Source organism: Oryzifoliimicrobium ureilyticum (assembly GCF_037199735.1).
Lineage (GTDB): Bacteria > Pseudomonadota > Alphaproteobacteria > Rhizobiales > Rhizobiaceae > Rhizobium > Rhizobium ureilyticus.
The window spans coordinates 141,881-159,784 of sequence record NZ_JBBBVQ010000004.1 but is presented as its reverse complement, the minus strand read 5'-3'; the positions used below and the strand labels follow the sequence as shown (position 1 = coordinate 159,784).

At 56.9% G+C, this 17,904-nt stretch carries 14 protein-coding genes and 1 pseudogene; 7 read left to right on the top strand and 8 right to left on the bottom strand.

Annotated elements, in window-relative coordinates; genetic code table 11:
• Positions 1-26: 26 nt before the first annotated feature.
• Together VQ830_RS08040 and VQ830_RS08035 are read right to left on the bottom strand one after the other, a co-directional pair.
• Positions 27-1,217 carry an efflux RND transporter periplasmic adaptor subunit gene (locus VQ830_RS08040; RefSeq protein WP_337267563.1) on the bottom strand — a complete coding sequence of 397 codons (1,191 nt, stop codon included), beginning with the start codon at positions 1,215-1,217 and terminating at the stop codon, positions 27-29.
• Between the two features lie 49 nt (positions 1,218-1,266).
• Complete coding sequence (locus tag VQ830_RS08035) at positions 1,267-2,094, bottom strand: alpha/beta hydrolase fold domain-containing protein (RefSeq protein ID WP_337267562.1); 828 nt, start codon at positions 2,092-2,094, stop codon at positions 1,267-1,269.
• A gap of 155 nt (positions 2,095-2,249) precedes the next feature.
• On the opposite strand from VQ830_RS08035, the gene VQ830_RS08030 reads away from it, so the two are divergent.
• Complete coding sequence (locus VQ830_RS08030) at positions 2,250-3,161, top strand: LysR family transcriptional regulator (protein WP_337267561.1); 912 nt, start codon at positions 2,250-2,252, stop codon at positions 3,159-3,161.
• Positions 3,162-3,170: 9 nt separating this feature from the next.
• Here VQ830_RS08030 and VQ830_RS08025 read toward each other — a convergent pair whose 3' ends face one another.
• The 3 genes and pseudogenes from VQ830_RS08025 to VQ830_RS08015 form a co-directional block, all read right to left on the bottom strand.
• A complete protein-coding gene (locus VQ830_RS08025) occupies positions 3,171-4,310 on the bottom strand; it encodes an acyltransferase family protein (RefSeq protein WP_337267560.1) in 1,140 nt (379 codons plus the stop codon).
• A gap of 682 nt (positions 4,311-4,992) precedes the next feature.
• Positions 4,993-5,514: pseudogene (locus VQ830_RS08020) on the bottom strand (tetratricopeptide repeat protein); the annotation flags it as partial.
• A gap of 705 nt (positions 5,515-6,219) precedes the next feature.
• On the bottom strand, positions 6,220-7,587 hold the full coding sequence (locus VQ830_RS08015; protein ID WP_337267559.1) for a cytochrome P450: 1,368 nt from the start codon (positions 7,585-7,587) through the stop codon (positions 6,220-6,222).
• 99 nt (positions 7,588-7,686) lie between these two features.
• On the opposite strand from VQ830_RS08015, the gene VQ830_RS08010 reads away from it, so the two are divergent.
• The 6 genes from VQ830_RS08010 (at position 7,687) to VQ830_RS07985 (ending at position 13,716) form a co-directional block, all read left to right on the top strand.
• Positions 7,687-8,367, top strand: coding sequence for a TetR/AcrR family transcriptional regulator (locus tag VQ830_RS08010; RefSeq protein WP_337267558.1), 681 nt, complete (start codon positions 7,687-7,689; stop codon positions 8,365-8,367).
• A 316-nt stretch (positions 8,368-8,683) separates the two neighbouring features.
• Entirely contained in the window at positions 8,684-10,699 is a 2,016-nt protein-coding gene (locus tag VQ830_RS08005; RefSeq protein WP_337267557.1) for a HAMP domain-containing methyl-accepting chemotaxis protein, read from the top strand.
• 163 nt (positions 10,700-10,862) lie between these two features.
• Positions 10,863-11,486 (top strand): hypothetical protein, encoded by a 624-nt coding sequence (locus VQ830_RS08000; RefSeq protein ID WP_337267556.1) that lies wholly within the window; start codon positions 10,863-10,865, stop codon positions 11,484-11,486.
• Between the two features lie 129 nt (positions 11,487-11,615).
• A complete protein-coding gene (locus VQ830_RS07995; RefSeq protein ID WP_337267555.1) occupies positions 11,616-12,518 on the top strand; it encodes a DMT family transporter in 903 nt (300 codons plus the stop codon).
• Positions 12,519-12,623: 105 nt separating this feature from the next.
• Positions 12,624-13,076, top strand: a complete 453-nt coding sequence (locus VQ830_RS07990; protein WP_337267554.1) for a hypothetical protein — start codon at positions 12,624-12,626, stop codon at positions 13,074-13,076.
• 43 nt (positions 13,077-13,119) lie between these two features.
• Entirely contained in the window at positions 13,120-13,716 is a 597-nt protein-coding gene (locus tag VQ830_RS07985) for a DNA-3-methyladenine glycosylase (RefSeq protein ID WP_337267553.1), read from the top strand.
• On the opposite strand, the gene VQ830_RS07980 is transcribed toward VQ830_RS07985, so the two are convergent.
• The 3 genes from VQ830_RS07980 to VQ830_RS07970 form a co-directional block, all read right to left on the bottom strand.
• Entirely contained in the window at positions 13,706-15,247 is a 1,542-nt protein-coding gene (locus VQ830_RS07980) for a DHA2 family efflux MFS transporter permease subunit (RefSeq protein WP_337267552.1), read from the bottom strand. The genes VQ830_RS07985 and VQ830_RS07980 overlap by 11 nt on opposite strands.
• The gene (locus tag VQ830_RS07975; protein WP_337267551.1) at positions 15,240-16,472 is read right to left on the bottom strand and encodes an HlyD family secretion protein; all 1,233 of its coding nucleotides are present in this window, start codon (positions 16,470-16,472) and stop codon (positions 15,240-15,242) included. Before VQ830_RS07975 ends, VQ830_RS07980 begins: the two co-directional genes overlap by 8 nt.
• Positions 16,473-16,888: 416 nt before the next feature.
• A complete protein-coding gene (locus tag VQ830_RS07970) occupies positions 16,889-17,890 on the bottom strand; it encodes an acyltransferase family protein (RefSeq protein WP_337267550.1) in 1,002 nt (333 codons plus the stop codon).
• Positions 17,891-17,904 lie beyond the last annotated feature (14 nt).

Below are 17,904 nucleotides of genomic sequence, written 5' to 3'. Positions count from 1 at the left end.
AGACGAAGGGGATTGAAGAGCAGCCGCTAGTTTGCGGCAGCTACCTTTTCTTCCATCTGCGGAACGACGACCGCTCCTGGACGAACCCGCTGCAGGCCGTTGACGACGACCTTGTCGCCTTCCTTCAGCCCGCTTTCGACGGCGCGCTCGCCATTGATGCCGATGCCGAGCGTAACAGGACGGTAGTTCGCCTTGTTATCCGCATCGACGACGAAGACGAATTTCTTGTCCTGGTCCGTGCCGATGGCGCGCTCGGTAATCATGATGCGCTTTTCTTCCTTCGGCTGGCCCATGCGAACCCGCACGAACTGACCGGGGATCAGCCTGCCGCCCGGATTGTCGAAGACAGCCCGAACGCCGATGGTACCGCTGGATGCATCGACCTGATTGTCGATGAATTGCAGCTTGCCTTTGACCGGCGTGCCTTCATCGGAAAGCGTGCCGGCTTCCACCGGAATGGCATCGAGTTCCGGCAGCGGACCGTTGGATGCCGGCAAGGTGGCCAGCGCCTTGGAAACGGTCTCTTCGCTGGCGTTGAAGCTCGCATAGATCGGATCGACCGAAACCAGCGTCGTCAAGGCTGGCGATGCCGAACCGGCAGCAACCAGATTGCCGACTGTAACCTCAATCTTGCCGACGCGGCCGGAAACCGGCGCGTAGACCTTGGTATAGCCGAGGTCGAGTTCGGCGCTGCGCTGCGCGGCCTGGGCATTGCGAAGGCTTGCCTGCGCTTCCGTATAAGTGCTTTGGCGCTGGTCCAGATCGCTCTGCGAAATGGTCTTGCCTTCCGAAAGCCGCATGCCGCGATCAAGCTCGGTCTTTGCGAGAGCCAGCTTGGCTTCAGCCGAGGCAACCTGGGCCTGTGCTGCGGCAAGGGTTGCCTCGTAAGGAGCCGGATCGATGGTAAAGAGAAGATCGCCCGACTTTACAAGGGCCCCTTCCCGGAAGTGAACGGACTGGACCGCACCGGCGACCCGTGGGCGCACCTGCACCCGATCGACCGCTTCGAGCCGGCCGGAGAACTCGTCCCAGCTGCGCACGTCGCGCGCCTTGGCAATGGTGACGGTGACCGGCATGGCCGGTGGCGCGGCTTGTTCAGCCGCAACGGTTTTTTCGATGCCGAACGGTATCTCGATAAACAGGCTCGCCGCTGAAACGGCCGCAACCAACCCCAAACCGGCGCCCCACAGGGCCCGGCGCTTTGCTGTCAAAGTCATTGCTACTCTCCTTGCGGTCCTTGGGGAACCGCCAAACATCAGATTGAGATCAACCCGTACTCGGCCGATCGCCGATATGTTTTACAAAACCCTCAAAATGCTGACCGAGAAGACCCGGCCATTCCCCAGTGCTGCCCTGCACCGCACCGCCATAGATGGATGGCCAGCCGGTCCCGACGGGAAGGATCTGCTGGAAAACTTCAACACCGGCGGCACGAAGCTTGTCGGCATAGCTGATCGTCTCGTCCTTGAGCGGATCGTCCGCGCTTGTCATGACGAGGGCGGGCGCAACGCCCGAAATTCTTGAGCACATGCAAGGTGCCGCGTAAGGGTGACAACCGGCCGCGCCGAGATAGTGACTCCAGCCTTCCGACCAGCGCGCGCGCATCCCAATCTCATCGGCATGGCGGACCGACGCCGTTCCCATAAAGGGATCGACCATCGGCGACATCAGGATCTGGCCGCCAACGACACCAGGAAATGCATCCCGAGCCTTCAACGCCACGCCCGCGGCGATATTTCCACCCGCCTCTGTTCCCGCCAGAAAGAGCGGCGACTTCTTATCGCCCAGCCCGACCGGCTTGTTGGCGCGCTTGTTCACGAAATAGCTGAGGACCGAGAAGGAAACCTCGAGCGCCTTCGGGAAAACCCCGCCCGACAAAGTGCCGTAATCTGCCATGACCACAATCGCACCGGTAGAAGCCATGGTTTCTGCTGCGCGGCATTCAATATCGACACGATAATCGACAAAAGCGCCGCTGCGAAAATAAAGGACGACCGGTGGACCCTTGACATAATCAGCGCCGAGATAGGCACGCGCAGCCACGGGGCCAGCGGCCACCTTGTCCAGCATCATATCCTTAATCTCGACCGCCATCGGCCTGCCCTTCCAACTGGCAAGAAATTCGAAAACACTCTTGCCTTGTGTGGAAAAACATACTGTTATTCACTCAGTGGAATAAGCGGGCCAAATGCGATTACACTGTTCGAATATTCGAATAATACCGCATTGCGAAGAGCGTAAGGTGAATCATGGATCAGTTATCGGCAATGCGTGCATTCCTGCGCGTGGTGGAAACCGGCAACTTCACGCGCGCCGCAACAACCCTTGGACTGCCGAAAGCCACCGTCACCAATTTGATCCAGGGTCTGGAAGCGCATCTTAGCACTAAGCTGCTCAACCGTACGACGCGCCGCGTCATGGTGACGACAGACGGTGCACTTTATTACGAGCGCGCAGCTCAGATCGTCAGCGAGGTCGACGAACTCGACGCAAGCCTTTCCAATTCGCAAAGCCTGCCAAGCGGACGACTGCGCGTGGAAATGTCCTCCGTCATGGCTGAACTCATCCTAATCCCGGCGTTGGGCGACTTTTACGAAAAATACCCGGATATCCATATCGATCTCGGCGTCGGCGACCGCACAGTGGATTATCTCGCCGAGAATGTCGACTGTGCATTGCGTGGCGGCGCGCCGGCCGACCATTCGCTGATTGCAAGGCGCGTCGCCGAACTCGGGCTCACGGCCTGCGCTACACCCGAATATATTGCCCGCCACGGCGCGCCTCAGCATCCGAGCGATCTCGAACGTGATCATAAATGCATTGGCTATTTCCACGCCCAGACAGGGCGATCCTTTTCTTTCGACTTCATCCGCGGCGAGGAGACAATCTCGATCAACCCGCGCGGCCTCTTATCTGTCAATGATGCACGCAGCTATATGGTCGCGATTAGTGCAGGCCTCGGAATAGGCCTGGCAGGTAGCTTCATGGCGCGCGAAGCCATTGCCAAGGGCGCCCTGTGCAGACTTCTGCCGGAATGGCAGCTTGAAACCATTCCCCTTTACGTCGTCTATCCGCCGAACCGCCATCTCAGCAATAAAGTGCGCGTCTTCGTCGATTGGCTGGCAAAGCTTCTCGCACGGACCGACCTCAGCGGCGCCTGATGGCGCGCACTATCTGGCCGCAGTCACAGTCGGTCGCGTCAGGGCCCGTCCGAGCTTCTGCCCCGGTATTTCCACGAACAGATAGCCAAGCCACGACAGGAAATAAACGACCGGAACCGTCGCCAGCAATGCGATGGCAAAGCGCATGTGATTGCTGAAGGTGAAATGCGTGATGAGAAACGCGATCACCGGCTGCATGATGAGAAGATGAATGAGGTAAGCCCCGAAGGACAACTCGCCCAGCCGGTGGAAGAACCGGTTCCCGAGTTCATCCGAAACACGCCCGACAGTTGTCGAGACGATACTCGGCAGGCGTCGGTGATGGATGAGTGAGAAGAGAACAAGCACGAGGCCTACCCGCACAACCTCATGCTTGAGGCCTTCCTGTCCACCGATCGGCGACAGGATGAGGATCAGGCTGACCGCAAGGCTCGCCATCAATCCCCGCCGGTCCATCGACAGCGCGGCCGCGCAGAGCATGCCGACAGCGAAAACATGCCATTTAAGCGGCAGGAAGGTTGGCATCGGAAAGGAAATATGCGCGAGCCGCATCACGATACAGATACCGGCGGCCAGCGCGACGGAAGCGGCGATTGCCGTGAACCATAGCAGGCGCTTGACTAGGATCATCATGAACGGCAGCGCCACGTAAAACTGCATTTCAAGCCCGATGCTCCAGTCCGGCAACGGCGTGCTGAAGGAATAGGTCGGGATGAGGCCAAAGAAAAATGTCTCATGCGCCAGGAAGTTCTGGAAGCTTCCATCGATGTAACGTGACGCGGCCTGCTGTGGAACACCGTTGAAATGATCGATCACCATCCGCGCATCGTATAGCATCGGCCCCAGCGCAAAGGCGGCGACAAGCAGAACGTAATAAAGCGGCGCGATGCGGAAAAAGCGCCGCAACCAAAACTTTTTCCAGGTTTCCGGCTCCAGCCAAGGCTCCTTGGCCTCGCGCAACTGGTAGTGAAAAACCATCAGGAAGCCCGACAGCATGATGAAAAGATCGACGCCAAGATCAGGATCGCCGATCACGGGGAGATGAAACCCCGTCAGAATATGAGCATGGCCAACAAGCACCCAAAGCGCAGCCAATCCGCGAAGCCCGTCGAGACAACCGATGCGGGCCGCTTCGCCTTTTTCAGACATAGATGCCTCCGTAGAAAGCCGCGCATATTGTGCGCTGCACACTAAAAATGCAACTGAAATTAATTAACGCAGACGCCTATGCCAGAGAAACGGGAGTCCATGCTTGGGCGGCCAGAGGAACTCAGAACTTCCGCGCACAGTCTCTCAAAAGCCGAAAGCCACCTGTCTTATCGGTTCAAATTCCAGAACCAGCTCGGAAGGATCATTTTCGATCCTTTAACACGACCTGCGGTAACACATGATCCAGGCTTCCTGAAGCTTAAAAGGCTGTGGCGCGTGCAAAACATTGCCTCAACCCACGGTCAGAGATCATTGCGCCGCGACGTTTGAAAATGTCACTGATCCAACAGGCCGCTCAACTCGGATTCGAGTTCCGCCGCGAAAATATATGTCATATTCCGCCCCACTCGGAACATCGATTTCAATTTCATCGCTTTTCCTGTCTGTGTTTTGGCTTGGCATTTGACCCCACCATCGGCGCCGAAGGCTGACCACCGCCACACGGAAGAAACGGCAAACTGATCAGCGTGTTAACCTGGACTAACCGCGGTCAGTCTTTCGCGCCGAAAGGGGTCGGACTTCAGTGCTTAATCACAATTGGCGGATGTCTTCGTTCAAATCGCTGTTTCGCACGAAGTGCTTGTCGAAAGATAACCTCTGAACGGATGACAGGAATCAAAAACTAATCTGCTTTTTCAAGCTCTGACGCTGTTTCTTCTGCCTTCTTCTTCCAAAATCGAGCGGCCTTAATGTTCCTTTTTACGCCAATTCCTTCTTCATAAAGATTCTGCATTTCCGTTTGGGCATCAGGAAGGTCTTGTTGCGCCGCCTTTAGTATCCACGATGCACCTTTTGCGGGATCTTTTTCTACACCATTCCCCTCCAAATAGTGCATTCCAACTGCATATTGAGAGGCGATATCGCCTTGCTTTGCGGCCTGAAGATACCAACGCGTAGATTTAACCTGATCTGCCGGAGCAATTACCCCGTTTTCGTAAATGCTACCGAGTAACTTTGCTGCCTCTCGATGGTTTTGCTCAGCAGCCTTGGTCAGCCACTTGACGGCTTCATCGTTATTTTCCCTCACACCGTCAAAGCCATTGAGATACATTGCACCGACCGCAAATTGAGCGGACGGACTCCCTTGAACGGCTGCCTTCTTATACCATTCAAGCGCCTTTATATCGTCATTTGCGACTCCTTTGCCATACGATAAGCTTCACCCAGCTGAAACTGGGCTTCGGCGTCGCCGCCTTCTGCCTTAGAGGTCAACAATGATAAGTCGCTTTGAGCAAGGTTCTCACTCTGAGGACTCGCAGCAACGGGCAGAACGACTATTAAAGATGCTGCAAGCAAAACTCTTAAAATTGATCGACTTCTAAACATCTAGTTATCCAATTTAACGTCATCCCAGGGCGGCTGTGTTTTTCCGTTTCGCGGAATAGGCGAGACACCTCCCTGTGGATAATTTCCGTTAAGGAACATGTCTGCCTCTTGATCTCGCCTACCCGCAATAGCTTTAGGCCGCGCCAGATTACGAACGCGATTGTTCCCAGTGAAGTAATATCGTCCACGGTTCAGAAATTTTGCATAGCTGCCGCCCGGGTTGAACGGCTGCCCTCGCGCCGTAGACGAGGTTTTTCCCGTCCGCCGATAGTCATTATAAAAGCAAATCCGCTCGTCCAATCGCGGCTTGCGTGCAATTCTTTGAGTACGCAGTGCCGTAAAAGTCGGAAAGCATCTGCAGTAAAATGCGAGATTTTACGCTGCCCTGTTGACAGAGAAATGTATGCGAAGATGGTCTACGGCACCAGGCTTCCTGAAAATCGGAATCGATTTTCAGGAAGCCTGGTGCGCAGATTCAAAGTGTTCGCGCGTCCTTTGTGTATCCGTTCGAATCCACGGCGCGCTAGCGTTCGGACACATTCATGTAGAGCGGCTCGCCCGGCCTCAACGTCACCTTCATCAAGGGCTTTGGTGAGCCATGCTTCACGTTGTCGAGTTTGAACTGACGCATGAGAACGGCCAGGATTGCAACCGCCTCCATCAATGCAAATGCATTGCCGATGCACACCCGCGGGCCAGCGCCGAAGGGCATATAGGCATAACGATGTCGGCTCTTCACCGCCTGCGGTGCGAAGCGATCCGGATCGAAACGATCGGGCTCCTCCCAGATCAGACTGTGGCGGTGCACCGCGTAGATCGGAATGAAGAATACGGTGTCGCGTGGGATGCGATAAGGACCAAGAGTGAATTCCTCCAGCGCCGTGCGCGTGATGATGGGCGCCGGCGGATAAAGCCGCATCGCTTCGCTAAAGACCTGCTTCGTATAAACGAGCTTCGCCACATGCTCCGCCAACAGCGGGCCGCCCTCCGTTACCGTCTCTATTTCATCCAGCATCTTGCGCTCGCAGTCCGGATGGCGCGCCAGCAAATGCATCGTCCAGGCAAGCCCCAGCGCTGTCGTCTCATGCCCGGCCGTGATGAAGGTCATCAGGTTATCGATGACCTCTTCGTCATTCATCCGACGGCCAGTTTCCGGATCGGTCGCCGACAAGAGCATCGACACCAGATCGTGGCGCTCGACGGGTTCTAGGCGGCGCGTGGCGACGACGCTTGCAAGGCTTTCTCGCAGGAACGCGGTAGCAGATTTCGCCTTCCGCCGGCCAGGATGAGGCGTCCATTCCGGCGCGCCAATCACCCCGAGCGCAAAGGTCCAGCCGCTCGCTTTCAGGTAATCGGTGATCGACCGCTCAACGCGTTCGACATCAATTCCGTGTCCGCCGGACATCATGGTCTCGACGATGATATCGAAGGTAGTGCGCATCATTTCATGGCCGATATCCAGCCTGCCCGCGCCCTGCGCCAGCCAACGATCGCGCGTGCGCTCGGCGATCGAAATCATCGCAGGCTGCAAATCGAGAAGCTTGTCATGGCGAAACGCGCCGGCCACAGATTGGCGCTGCCATTTCCAGTGCGGCCCATCTGCGGTCAGCAGTCCCTGCCCCAGTGCAGGTCCAAGCGCCCGGCGTACGTTTTCACCCTTGCCGAGACAATTGGCATTTTTGACGAGCGCCTCATGGATGAGCGCCGGATCGGCAAGATACACCGTCAGGGCACTTGTTACGCGCGTGAAAAGCACGGGCTGTGAAAAGATTTCCGGCGGCAGTGCATCAAGCGGGTTGCGGATCAACGACAGAAACAGTCTGGGCAAGGACCGATGGATCAGCGGATAAGAGGCCTCTGATAGGCTTGCTTGATCGACAGGGGCATTCATGAAAAGTCCTTTCCTCAAAGAACCGATGGCCTTTGACGAATTAAGGTATATACCTTAGGAATATTTGTATGGGTCGTCGAGCTTTCAAGAGCGAAAGACATGACAAAAGCTAAAACCTCCGAAGCGAAACCTCTAAAGCGGCCAAAGACGCGTGAGCGCATCTTGAGTGCAAGTCTTGCCCTTTTCAACGAAATCGGGCCGGAACGGGCAACCACTGCCGAGATTGCCAAGGCAGTCGGCATCAACGAAGGCAATCTCTATTATCATTTTCGCACGAAGGAATCGCTACTTCTTGCTCTGTTCGAGCGCTTCGAAGACGAGGCGCTTGCCCTGGCCCACATGGCATCGAAAGCGCCATCGCAAACGCCCGCCACCTATTCCGGATTTCTGCGCCACTGGTTTTCCCTTGTCTGGGCCCATCGCTTCTTCTTTCGCGATCTTCCGGGCGTCATTGCAACAGCCCCGACGCTCGATAAGCCCATCCTCGCCATGAGCGCCGGCATGCATCTTGTCGGCGACGATATGTTCCGCAAAGCACAGGACGCTGGCTTGATGGCTGTTCCCGATACAGAGCGGGAACCGCTTCTGGCAAATATCTGGATCGTTTCGACCTATTGGGCTGTTTACCTTAGCCTGCAACAAGGCGTGCGCGATCTTGGGCCCGCCCATCTTAGCTGGGGTTTCAATCAAGTCGCCAGCCTGCTGCGCCCGTACCTGTCGCAACAGGCGCGCGAGGACCTGGATGCGGCTCTAAAGGTTGCTTTTGATTTCGGCGGTTAAATAGGTCGATCAAAGACTATAACGATCCCCAAACATCTCGATTTTCATCGAATAGTAGCATGCAGATCCAACTTCCCGGCATAGCCGCAAACCCTCTGTAAACACCATAAAATTTTGGGGTTTTCAGACTAAAGTCTTGCATTAAAGTCTATTTTTTAACCAGTTATCAAAGATGTTGCTGCAATTTTAGGCGGACAACGGCGTCAAGCAACATCCAAAAAAACGCCCCTTCGTAGAAGCGGGAAAGCTCTTCATTGGACAAGGGCCGAGCAACGGCGCTGATGCTTTCTTCAGCGACTTATTGATTGAGGCAATTTTGAAAATCCGTACAAAACTTTTGAGCTGCGTTTTACTTCTTTGTGCGGTCATTGCCGCACTGGCGATCTTCGCAGTTATCGCCATTCGCGATCAGGCCAAACTGGCGGAAACGACCGTCGCGGACCGCGTGATCCCGATGCAGCAACTGAAAGAGATCAGCGATGACTATGCCATCAGCATCGTTGACCTTGCGCACAAGGTGCGCACCGGCGACATCACGCCTACGGACGGCGCTGCCAGTGTGCGTAATGCCCTCACCGACATCGACAAGAACTGGAACGCCTATATGGCGACCTATCTGACGGATGAAGAGCATCAATTGGCAGACAGCTTTGTCAGCCGCAGACAGGCGGCGGATACGGGTGTCCAGGAATTGGTCTCCATCCTGGACAAGGGAGACAAGGCCGCTCTTGCAACCTTTGTCGATACGAAGCTTTATAAGGCCATCGATCCCGTTGGTGAGGTTCTCGGCAAGCTGATCAAACTGCAGATCCGCGTTGCCAAGGAAAATCTTGTCGCCGGCAACGAATTGAAATCGATGCTCTTTGTCGTGACCGCGATACTCGGATCGATCGCTGCCCTCGTGGCCGCCTTTTCGATCTGGACGATTACCAAAGGTGTGATCTCACCGCTCAATGCAATCGGCAATGCGATGCAAAAGCTTGCCGACGGCGATACTGAAATCGCTGTCTTCGGCCTTGATCGCAGCGACGAAGTTGGCGCAATGGCCAAAACCGTCGCGATCTTCCGCGACAATGCCCTGGAACGTCGTCGTCTGGAGAAGGAAACAGAAGAAAATCGTGCCTTGAGCGAGCAGGAACGCCGCGAAAACGAACGCCGCCGCGCCGAGGAGGCCGATCAGGTGCGCTTTGCGGTCGAGAGCCTCGCCACCGGGCTCGACCAGCTTGCCGCCGGCAAGTTGAACTACCGCATCTCCTCGCCATTCGCAGAGCGCCTGGACCAGGTGCGCGGTGATTTCAACAGCGCGGTAACGCGGCTGGAAGACGCGATGCGCCAGGTTGCCGTCAACGCCCAAGGTATCGCGGCCGGATCCAGCCAGATCAAAGTCGCCGCCAGCGATCTGTCTCATAGGACCGAGCAGCAGGCAGCTTCGGTCGAAGAAACCGCCGCTGCACTTGAAGAAATCACGACAACGGTGGCAGATTCAAGCCGGCGCGCCGAAGAGGCCGGCCGTCTTGTCGGAGAAACACGTGGGGCAGCGGAACGTTCGGGCGAAATCGTTCGCCGCGCCGTCGGCGCCATGGAAGAGATCGAGCGCTCGTCCGGTGAGATTTCGAACATCATCGGTGTCATCGACGATATCGCCTTCCAGACCAACCTTCTGGCCCTTAATGCTGGCGTAGAAGCGGCGCGTGCCGGCGAAGCCGGAAAGGGCTTTGCTGTCGTCGCGCAGGAAGTGCGCGAACTTGCCCAGCGCTCGGCAACAGCTGCCAAGGAAATCAAGACGCTGATCGGCCGCTCGGCCGGACAGGTTGCAACAGGCGTCGACCTTGTCACGCAGACGGGCGAGGCTCTCGAAAGCATCGTCCATCAAGTAAAGGACATCGACTTCAACGTCCGCAGCATCGTCGAGGCAGCGCGCGAGCAATCCACCGGCCTGAACGAGATCAATCAGGCTGTCGGCATGATGGACCAAAACACACAGCAGAACGCCGCCATGGTCGAGGAATCGACTGCGGCAAGCCATTCGCTGTCGAAGGAAGCCGAAGAACTCTTCCAGTTAATTTCGAGCTTCGAGATATCGGGACATCAGTCAGCAGTAGCAGGCGGCGCTCATCGCGTTGCGGCAAAATCCTCTTCGCCGCGTCCGATTCACCCGGCATCCCCTCAACCAAAACTGCGAAGCACCGTGGCAGGGCCGGCTCCCGCCTTGCCGTCGTCAAGAAGCACGCCCTCGCCGGCACGCAAACTGATGGGCACCATAGCCGGGGCCTTCGGTGCAAAAACAGGAACGGCAACCGCCCCTGCGCAAGATAACTGGGAAGAGTTTTGATTCGCGGCGCATAGGCCGAGCCGCGTGAAATCATAACTTCTGCAATAAGACTTGAGCCGGCAACTTCTTCATGTTGCCAACCCGGTCCGCAAGTCAATCCGACGGCGCATCCTTCAGAGTGCGCCGTCTCTTTCGTCTCATGGACCGGAACTAAACTGCCGCTATGGAAACGATTTACCTCACAAAGATCCAAAAACGTGAATACCGGCCTGTTATTGAAGTCAGGTGCTCACAAGCAGACATCAGAAAGGCCGGCCTCGACTACGACGCAGAAACGCATGGCTACTGCGAGTTCGATTACATCGAGACGCGCTATGTTTTCGACGAGCTCTTCGGCCATGCGGAAAAAGATCCGGTGGATTACCTGGTTCTTGGTCAGCCGCACCATGCGATCCGAGACGCACCCTACTTGATCCATACCAATTACGAGCTGCCGCTGATGCTCGACGGTCTGAAGCCGCTGGCCGTTTTCTCCGACTCCGAAGGCTCGCCCATCCTAGACCAGATGAAAGCCCGTTTTGCGCCGCACGTTGCGGCAGGACACATCACTATGGCGGAACATCTGCGATCGACCGAAGTTCTTGGAAAGCGATTCAATCTGATCAGCCTCTTCTATGCGCGTCCCGGCGAAGAGTGGCGCATCGGGCTTCTCCGACAGCTTCAGGATTTGATCGATAAGGGCGGCTGGCACGCGACATGCGAAGAAATCGAAGGTCTGCTGCTGGATTACACGCGCCAGCAAAATGACTGGTGGATGAAAAAGCGCCAGGCAAGCGAACTGAAGTGAAGGTACCCTTTTTGTGAACCTGTAGCGACTAGCTGGCCCAAACACGATACTTCGATCTTCACCGTAGCATTTTCATTGCTTCATCCGCTATCGAGACGCATCTGAAGACGAGATCGAATGGACTGCCCTATGGACGATAACACGACGCTTGGCCCCGAACTTCTATTGCTCTTCCTTTTGGCGACGCTCTGGGGTGCTTCTTACAGCTTCATCAAGATTGGCGTCGAAACCATCCCGCCGATCACTTTCATTGCTGCGCGCACCTTGATTGCCGGCCTTTTGCTGTTGGCGCTGTTGCGCTGGCGGGGCCTGTCGCTGCCGCGCGGGTCTTTGCAATGGAGGCGCTTCTTCATTCAGGCGGCCATGAACAGCGTGCTTCCCTTCACGCTGATCGCCTGGGCCGAGCAAACAACCGATGCGGGACTTGCCGTCATCTTGAACTCGATGACGCCGGTCTTCACCTTTTTGCTGACAGCGCTCGTCATTCGCCATGAAGCCGTAACGCACCGCAAGCTTGTCGGCGTCACGGCAGGTTTGATCGGCACGAGCCTCATCATCGGCGTTGAAGCACTGCAGGGTATCGGCAAGGAGCTTTGGGCGCAGCTTGCCATCGTCGCCGCCACGATATCCTATGCAGGCGCGGCCATCTTCGGCAAAAATTTCAAGGGATTGGACCCGATGATGCCGGCAGCGGGCTCGCTCATCTGCGGCGCCGCCATCCTGATCCCCATCAGCCTTATCGTCGACCATCCCTGGACGCTTGCACCATCAAGCCGTTCTCTCCTTGCACTCTTGGCTTTGTCGGTCTTTTCCACTGCCCTCGCCTTTGCAATCTACTTCCGCTTGGTTCAAACCTTGGGTTCGGTGGGAGCAACGGCTCAGGCCTATCTGCGGGTGCCGATGGGGGTTGCTTTTGGCGTTTTCTTTCTGGGCGAGCGGCTCAGCCCTACCGCCTTGATTGGCCTTTTCTGCATTCTTTTCGGCGTCATTTTCATGACTTTGCCGTCTCGCAGGCGCCTTCGTCCATCATGAGAGGTATCAATCCAAGCCAAAGTCGGGTCTAATGGGCATCGCTCCACGTGACTCGGAGCCACTTTTGCGCGGTGTTGATGACCGTGCAAAAAGGAGGGAATGATCATGATTCGAAATACACCATCTTCCATCGGCCGGCTGTCTCTTTTCATCCTTGCCATGACGGCGGCAACCTCGGCTTTGGCAGCCGATTACATGTGCGAAAATGTTGCGACGACACGCAAAATGCCCGGCCCGTCGGCTGCCGGCGCCCTGCCTTCCTCAGGCTCTTTGACGCTCAAGGTCCATATTGACGAGACCGCCCCCGCCCGCTCAACACTCGAATGGAGCGGCGATCCGAATGTCGACGGCATCAGTGAATGGCCGGCCGACGCCAAGCTGATCAAGGCCAATGGCACGATCGCGGCAACTGCTTCATCCGTAAAGGGCGATCTCGGATCTGTGGTAACGATCACGATCGATGCGAAGGGGGCGTTGCGCATCACCGAAAGCAGCCTCGTGCCGCTCGGCGTCGTCTATGATGTCACAGAAGGCAAATGCCATAAGATCGGCATCTGACGGCCGATCTTCCCATGCGAAACCTTTATCTGCGAGTTGTGGCATGATCGGCGGGCCGGCGCTGGCCGGTGACGCCCTCACTGCGTTTTTTGCTCGCGACGCCGAGGAAGTTGCCCGCAGCCTGCTCGGCTGCCGCTTCATGGTCGGCATGGTAGGCGGCCTCATCGTGGAAACGGAAGCCTATTTCCCCGACGATGCGGCCTCGCACAGCTTTCGGGGACCGAGCAAGCGTAACGCGGCCATGTTCGGCGAACCGGGCAATGTCTATGTGTACCACATCTACGGCATGCACTGGTGCGTGAACTTCGTCTGCCGACCGGGTTCTGCAGTTCTGATCCGGGCGCTGGAGCCGGAACAGGGCATTGCCGAAATGGCAGAGCGGCGAAAGCTCGACGCGCTGCCCGCGCTTTGCAGTGGCCCTGGCAAACTGTGCCAGGCGCTCGGCATCGACCTGACATTGAACGATCGAAAGCTTGATTGTCCGCCTTACGCATTGTTCAAAGGAGCCGCCCCTGTCGCGACCATGGTTGGCCCGCGCATTGGCATTACCAAAAATGCCGACGCGCCTATGCGTTTCGGCGTGGCGGGCTCGCGCTATCTCAGCAAGCCCTTTCCCAAAACCTCAGTCTCTATTCCATGACGGCAGCGTGATCTGCTGGCGCCGACGATGCGCCGGGCTTGCGCAGCAGGAAGACGAGCGGCATGACGACAATTGACATCAGCATCAGCAGCTTGAAATCGTCCATATAAGCAATGATGGTCGATTGCAGCGTGACCAGTTCGTTGAGCGCGGCGCGGCCAGCTTCCGATAGAGGACTGAGCCCTTGGGCAGCCTGCTGCTGAAAGGCGTGGTTGAACGGGGTTACATAAGCGCTGATATTCTCGTGGTTGACCTGCGTATTCTCCACGATCAGGGCCGAGACAACCGAGATACCGACACTCGAGCCGATATTGCGTGAGAGGTTGTAAAGACCCGTCCCATCGCCGCGCATTTCCGCGGGAAGTGTCGAGAAAGCCATGGTCGTCAGCGGCACGAAGAGGAAGCCGAGTCCCGCGCCCTGGATGAAGCCGACCGAGACGATCGTCCATTGCGACACATCGGGCGTCCAGCCGGTCATGTCATACATGGCCCATGCCGTCAGACCGAGGCCGAGCAAGAGAAGAAAGCGCGTATCGACCTTGCCGATCAACCGTCCGACGATGAACATGCATAGCATCGTGCCAATACCGCGCGGTCCCATGACGATCCCTGCCGTTATGACGGGGTATCCCATCAACGTCTGCAGGTAAGGCGTCATCAGCGCGAGCGAAGCGAGATAAGTGACGCCGACCACAAAGATAAAAAGCATGCAAACCGCGAAATTTCGATCGAGAAAGAGCCTTGGATTGACGAAGCTTTTCTCTGCCGTCAGCGTATGAACCAGCAGAAGGTAGAATGCCGATGCAGCAACGAGCGCCTCAACGACGATTTCACCCGAGGAGAACCAGTCCAGCTGTTCGCCACGGTCAAGAAAGAGCTGCAGTGCCGCGATGAAAAGGCTCATCATGCCAAAGCCGAACCAATCGAGCTTGGCCTGTGCATTGGCTTTGGTCTCGGTCACGAAGACCAGGATGCCCCCGAAGGCCAGCGCGCCGATCGGCACATTGATATAAAAGACCCAGCGCCAACTGATATTGTCCGTCAACCAGCCGCCGATAACTGGGCCGAGTACCGGACCCACCATCACCGATACGCCGAACAGCGCCATCGCGGAGCCGCGTTCCTCGGGCGTGTAGATATCAAGCAAGATACCTTGCGACAGCGGCACCAGCGATGCACCGAAAAAGCCTTGCAGCAGGCGAAAACCGACGATCTGCGGCAGCGATTGCGCAAGACCGCACAGGACCGAAGCGCTTACGAAGCCGGCAATGGCGGTCATCAACACGCGCTTGCGGCCGAAGCGAGCGGCTAGAAAGGCCGATGGCGGTGTCATGATGGCGGCCGCAACGATATAGGATGTCAGCACCCAGTTGATCTGGTCGGCGCTTGCCGAGACACTGCCCTGGATATAGGGCAGCGCAACGTTGGCAATGGTCGTATCCAGCGCCTGCATGATCACGGCAAGAATAACGCAAGCCGTGATCGCGCCGCGATTGGCAACCGGTGCTTGCGCAGCGGCCGTGTTACTCATGGCTCTTGCCACCAAACCAGCGATTGATGAAATCAGGCAGGCCGCGGGCATGGCCCGTATCGACGTCGACCACGGTGCTCATGCCGACACGCAGCGGTGGCTTGCCATTCATGTCCTCGATACTGACCCGCATCGGGATGCGCTGAACCACTTTAACCCAGTTGCCGGTCGTGTTCTGTGCCGGCAGCAGTGAGAAGCTCGATCCGGAGGCAGGACTGATGCTTTCGACCTTGCCCTTCCATTCGACGCCCGGATAGGTATCGACATAGATCGACACTGACTGTCCCGGCTTGACATAGGTAAGTTCGGTTTCCTTGGGGCTTGCATCGATCCACAAATGGTTGGTCGACACGAGGGAGAAGGCCTGAGTGGATGCGGCGAGATAAGAGCCAACCTGCAACGAGTTTACATTTGTAACGATGCCGTCAAATGGCGCCCGTACGACGCTATGATCGAGCTCCCTCCTGGCATTGTCGACAGCCGCCTGAGCCTGCAGATACATCGGGTTCTGTTCGACCGGCTGATTGGCATCGCCGCCAAGCTGGGCAAGCGTTGCTGCCGCTTCAGCCTTGGCAACCTCTACCTTCTGCTGGGCAGCATCGAGATTGTGTTTTGCCTCGTCAAGAGAGGTACGCGAACCGCTTCCGGAATTGACAAGGTTCTGCTGGCGGTCGAACTGCTCACGGTAATAGGGCAGATCAGCCTCGGCTTGCGTGATCTCGGCAAGAGAATGCTGATAGCTGGCCTTGAGGTTCAGGATCTGGTTGCGCGTAACACCAAGTTGAGCCTGCGCTCCGGCCAGAGCGATCTGGAAAACATCGGGCCGCAACCTGAACAGCTCCTGACCGGCCTTAACCTGCTCATTGTCGTGCACATCAATGCGATCGACGATGCCAGAGACATCCGTGGTCAATCCGACCATATCGGCCTGGATATAGGCATTATCGGTAGACATGATCTGTCCACCGGTCACGTAGAAGTAACCACCGATTACAAGAGCAACGGGCAATAGTCCAAAGAGAACGGGGCGAACGAGGCTGCGCCGGCGGCGAGGCTTAGTCCCCGAAGGGGCACCGCTGGGCGCAGCCACAGTAGCGGCAGGCGCAGGTTTGGATGGTGTCGCCTCCGCTACCGGCTCCTGCTGTGCAGGAACGTCAGAGGGCGTTTCGCGAACTGTCTCTTCGTCTTCGGGATTGACAACGCGCAACGAGGTTTTGTCTGCCATGGGTATGTCTCTTTGAACTTGCCTGGAACGGGTCGCCGCTGCCAGGCGTCATGAATTCCGATCGAGCAAGGCCGGCGCCGGAAAACAATCGAGACGACGGTCCAACATTTGACGTGCAAGCTTCGCTCACATCCCCGGATTTGGAACGGCAACGTTCTCAATACACTTGCACATCAATTTATAAGCATGCTAACTATGTGGATGTATATAGACGCTTTGCCCATTTTTGGCAAGCTCATATCTTCTGGTGGGTTGAGCAATCTTGAGGTAGCTTGTCAGAAGAAGAGAGACGTGCGCTTTCGGCTTTAATGCCTCTCAGCGCACAGCTACCGTCAATGCATGATGGCATCATAACGCGCGCCGCAGCCGGCGAGCCACGTTAGTTTCAGCGCGGCTGAAAGTCCGAGGGTTACGTGTCAGGCTCTGCCGGGCGTCAGTCTGCGGCGGCCGTGGCCGGACAGCACGCGGCGAAGTGGCTTTTCGATACATTCGTAAGCGGCAATTCCGAGCAGCGTTCCACCGATCACCGCGACGAGAATGAGCGGAAAATGGCCAAGACCAATTTTTCCGCCAACCTTGACGATGACGGAAATGGCCAGCGTATGCCAGAGATAGATGGAATAAGACGCATTGCCGAGATATTCGAGCACCGGGACACGCCCGATGCTACCGCCACCTTCCAGTGAGACCATGCCAAAGACAAGAGCAAGTGCCAGCGGACCGCAAAGACGCTCGTCGAAGTCCGCTCCTGTGATATAGATCGCCGCAAACCCGGCCGCCGAAAGGCACACGCAGGCCAAGGCAAGACCGGTTCCCGCAATATAGCGGCGAAGCCATAGCTGCGCGATCAGGACACCGCCGAGAAACTCCAGGATGATCGGTCGCGTATAGGTGGCAAGGATTGCATTTTGCGGCTGCAGAATAAGACCGATTGCAAAGAACGAAAAAAACATTACCGCCAGCGCGCCGAGACGCCACCGACGCGGCAAAGCGAGCGAGATCGCAAAAAGCGAATAGAAGAACATCTCGAAATTCAGCGTCCAACCCTGCACGAGCACGGGCCAGATCTCGCCATTGCTGGGAGAGCGGACCGGAATAAAGAAGAGCGAGCCGATGATATGCTCGGCTGTCAGCTTCATATTGGGAAACAGCCCTGCAACCGCGCCGGCGATCATGATGGCAGTGACCAGCCAATAGGAAGGTGCGATGCGGATAATCCGATCGATAATGAAGCTCTGCGGAGAGACGGCGCGCCGCTCGGCAATTACCCACATGATGAAGCCGCTGATGACGAAGAACACGTCGACGCCCGCAGCGCCGATGGCAAAGTGGCTCCCTGCCCGTTCGGCAGCATGAAACACCACGACCGCCAGAGCAGCAAAGGCGCGCAGATACTGGATGCCGTAAAGTGTCTTCATCACTTCCCCTTGGG

Coding starts and splice junctions, on each gene's coding strand:
- VQ830_RS08040 (WP_337267563.1), bottom strand. CDS start 1,217: ATGACTTTGACAGCAAAGCGCCGGGCCCTGTGGGGCGCCGGTTTGGGG.
- VQ830_RS08035 (WP_337267562.1), bottom strand. CDS start 2,094: ATGGCGGTCGAGATTAAGGATATGATGCTGGACAAGGTGGCCGCTGGC.
- VQ830_RS08030 (WP_337267561.1), top strand. CDS start 2,250: ATGGATCAGTTATCGGCAATGCGTGCATTCCTGCGCGTGGTGGAAACC.
- VQ830_RS08025 (WP_337267560.1), bottom strand. CDS start 4,310: ATGTCTGAAAAAGGCGAAGCGGCCCGCATCGGTTGTCTCGACGGGCTT.
- VQ830_RS08015 (WP_337267559.1), bottom strand. CDS start 7,587: ATGAATGCCCCTGTCGATCAAGCAAGCCTATCAGAGGCCTCTTATCCG.
- VQ830_RS08010 (WP_337267558.1), top strand. CDS start 7,687: ATGACAAAAGCTAAAACCTCCGAAGCGAAACCTCTAAAGCGGCCAAAG.
- VQ830_RS08000 (WP_337267556.1), top strand. CDS start 10,863: ATGGAAACGATTTACCTCACAAAGATCCAAAAACGTGAATACCGGCCT.
- VQ830_RS07995 (WP_337267555.1), top strand. CDS start 11,616: ATGGACGATAACACGACGCTTGGCCCCGAACTTCTATTGCTCTTCCTT.
- VQ830_RS07990 (WP_337267554.1), top strand. CDS start 12,624: ATGATTCGAAATACACCATCTTCCATCGGCCGGCTGTCTCTTTTCATC.
- VQ830_RS07985 (WP_337267553.1), top strand. CDS start 13,120: ATGATCGGCGGGCCGGCGCTGGCCGGTGACGCCCTCACTGCGTTTTTT.
- VQ830_RS07980 (WP_337267552.1), bottom strand. CDS start 15,247: ATGAGTAACACGGCCGCTGCGCAAGCACCGGTTGCCAATCGCGGCGCG.
- VQ830_RS07975 (WP_337267551.1), bottom strand. CDS start 16,472: ATGGCAGACAAAACCTCGTTGCGCGTTGTCAATCCCGAAGACGAAGAG.
- VQ830_RS07970 (WP_337267550.1), bottom strand. CDS start 17,890: ATGAAGACACTTTACGGCATCCAGTATCTGCGCGCCTTTGCTGCTCTG.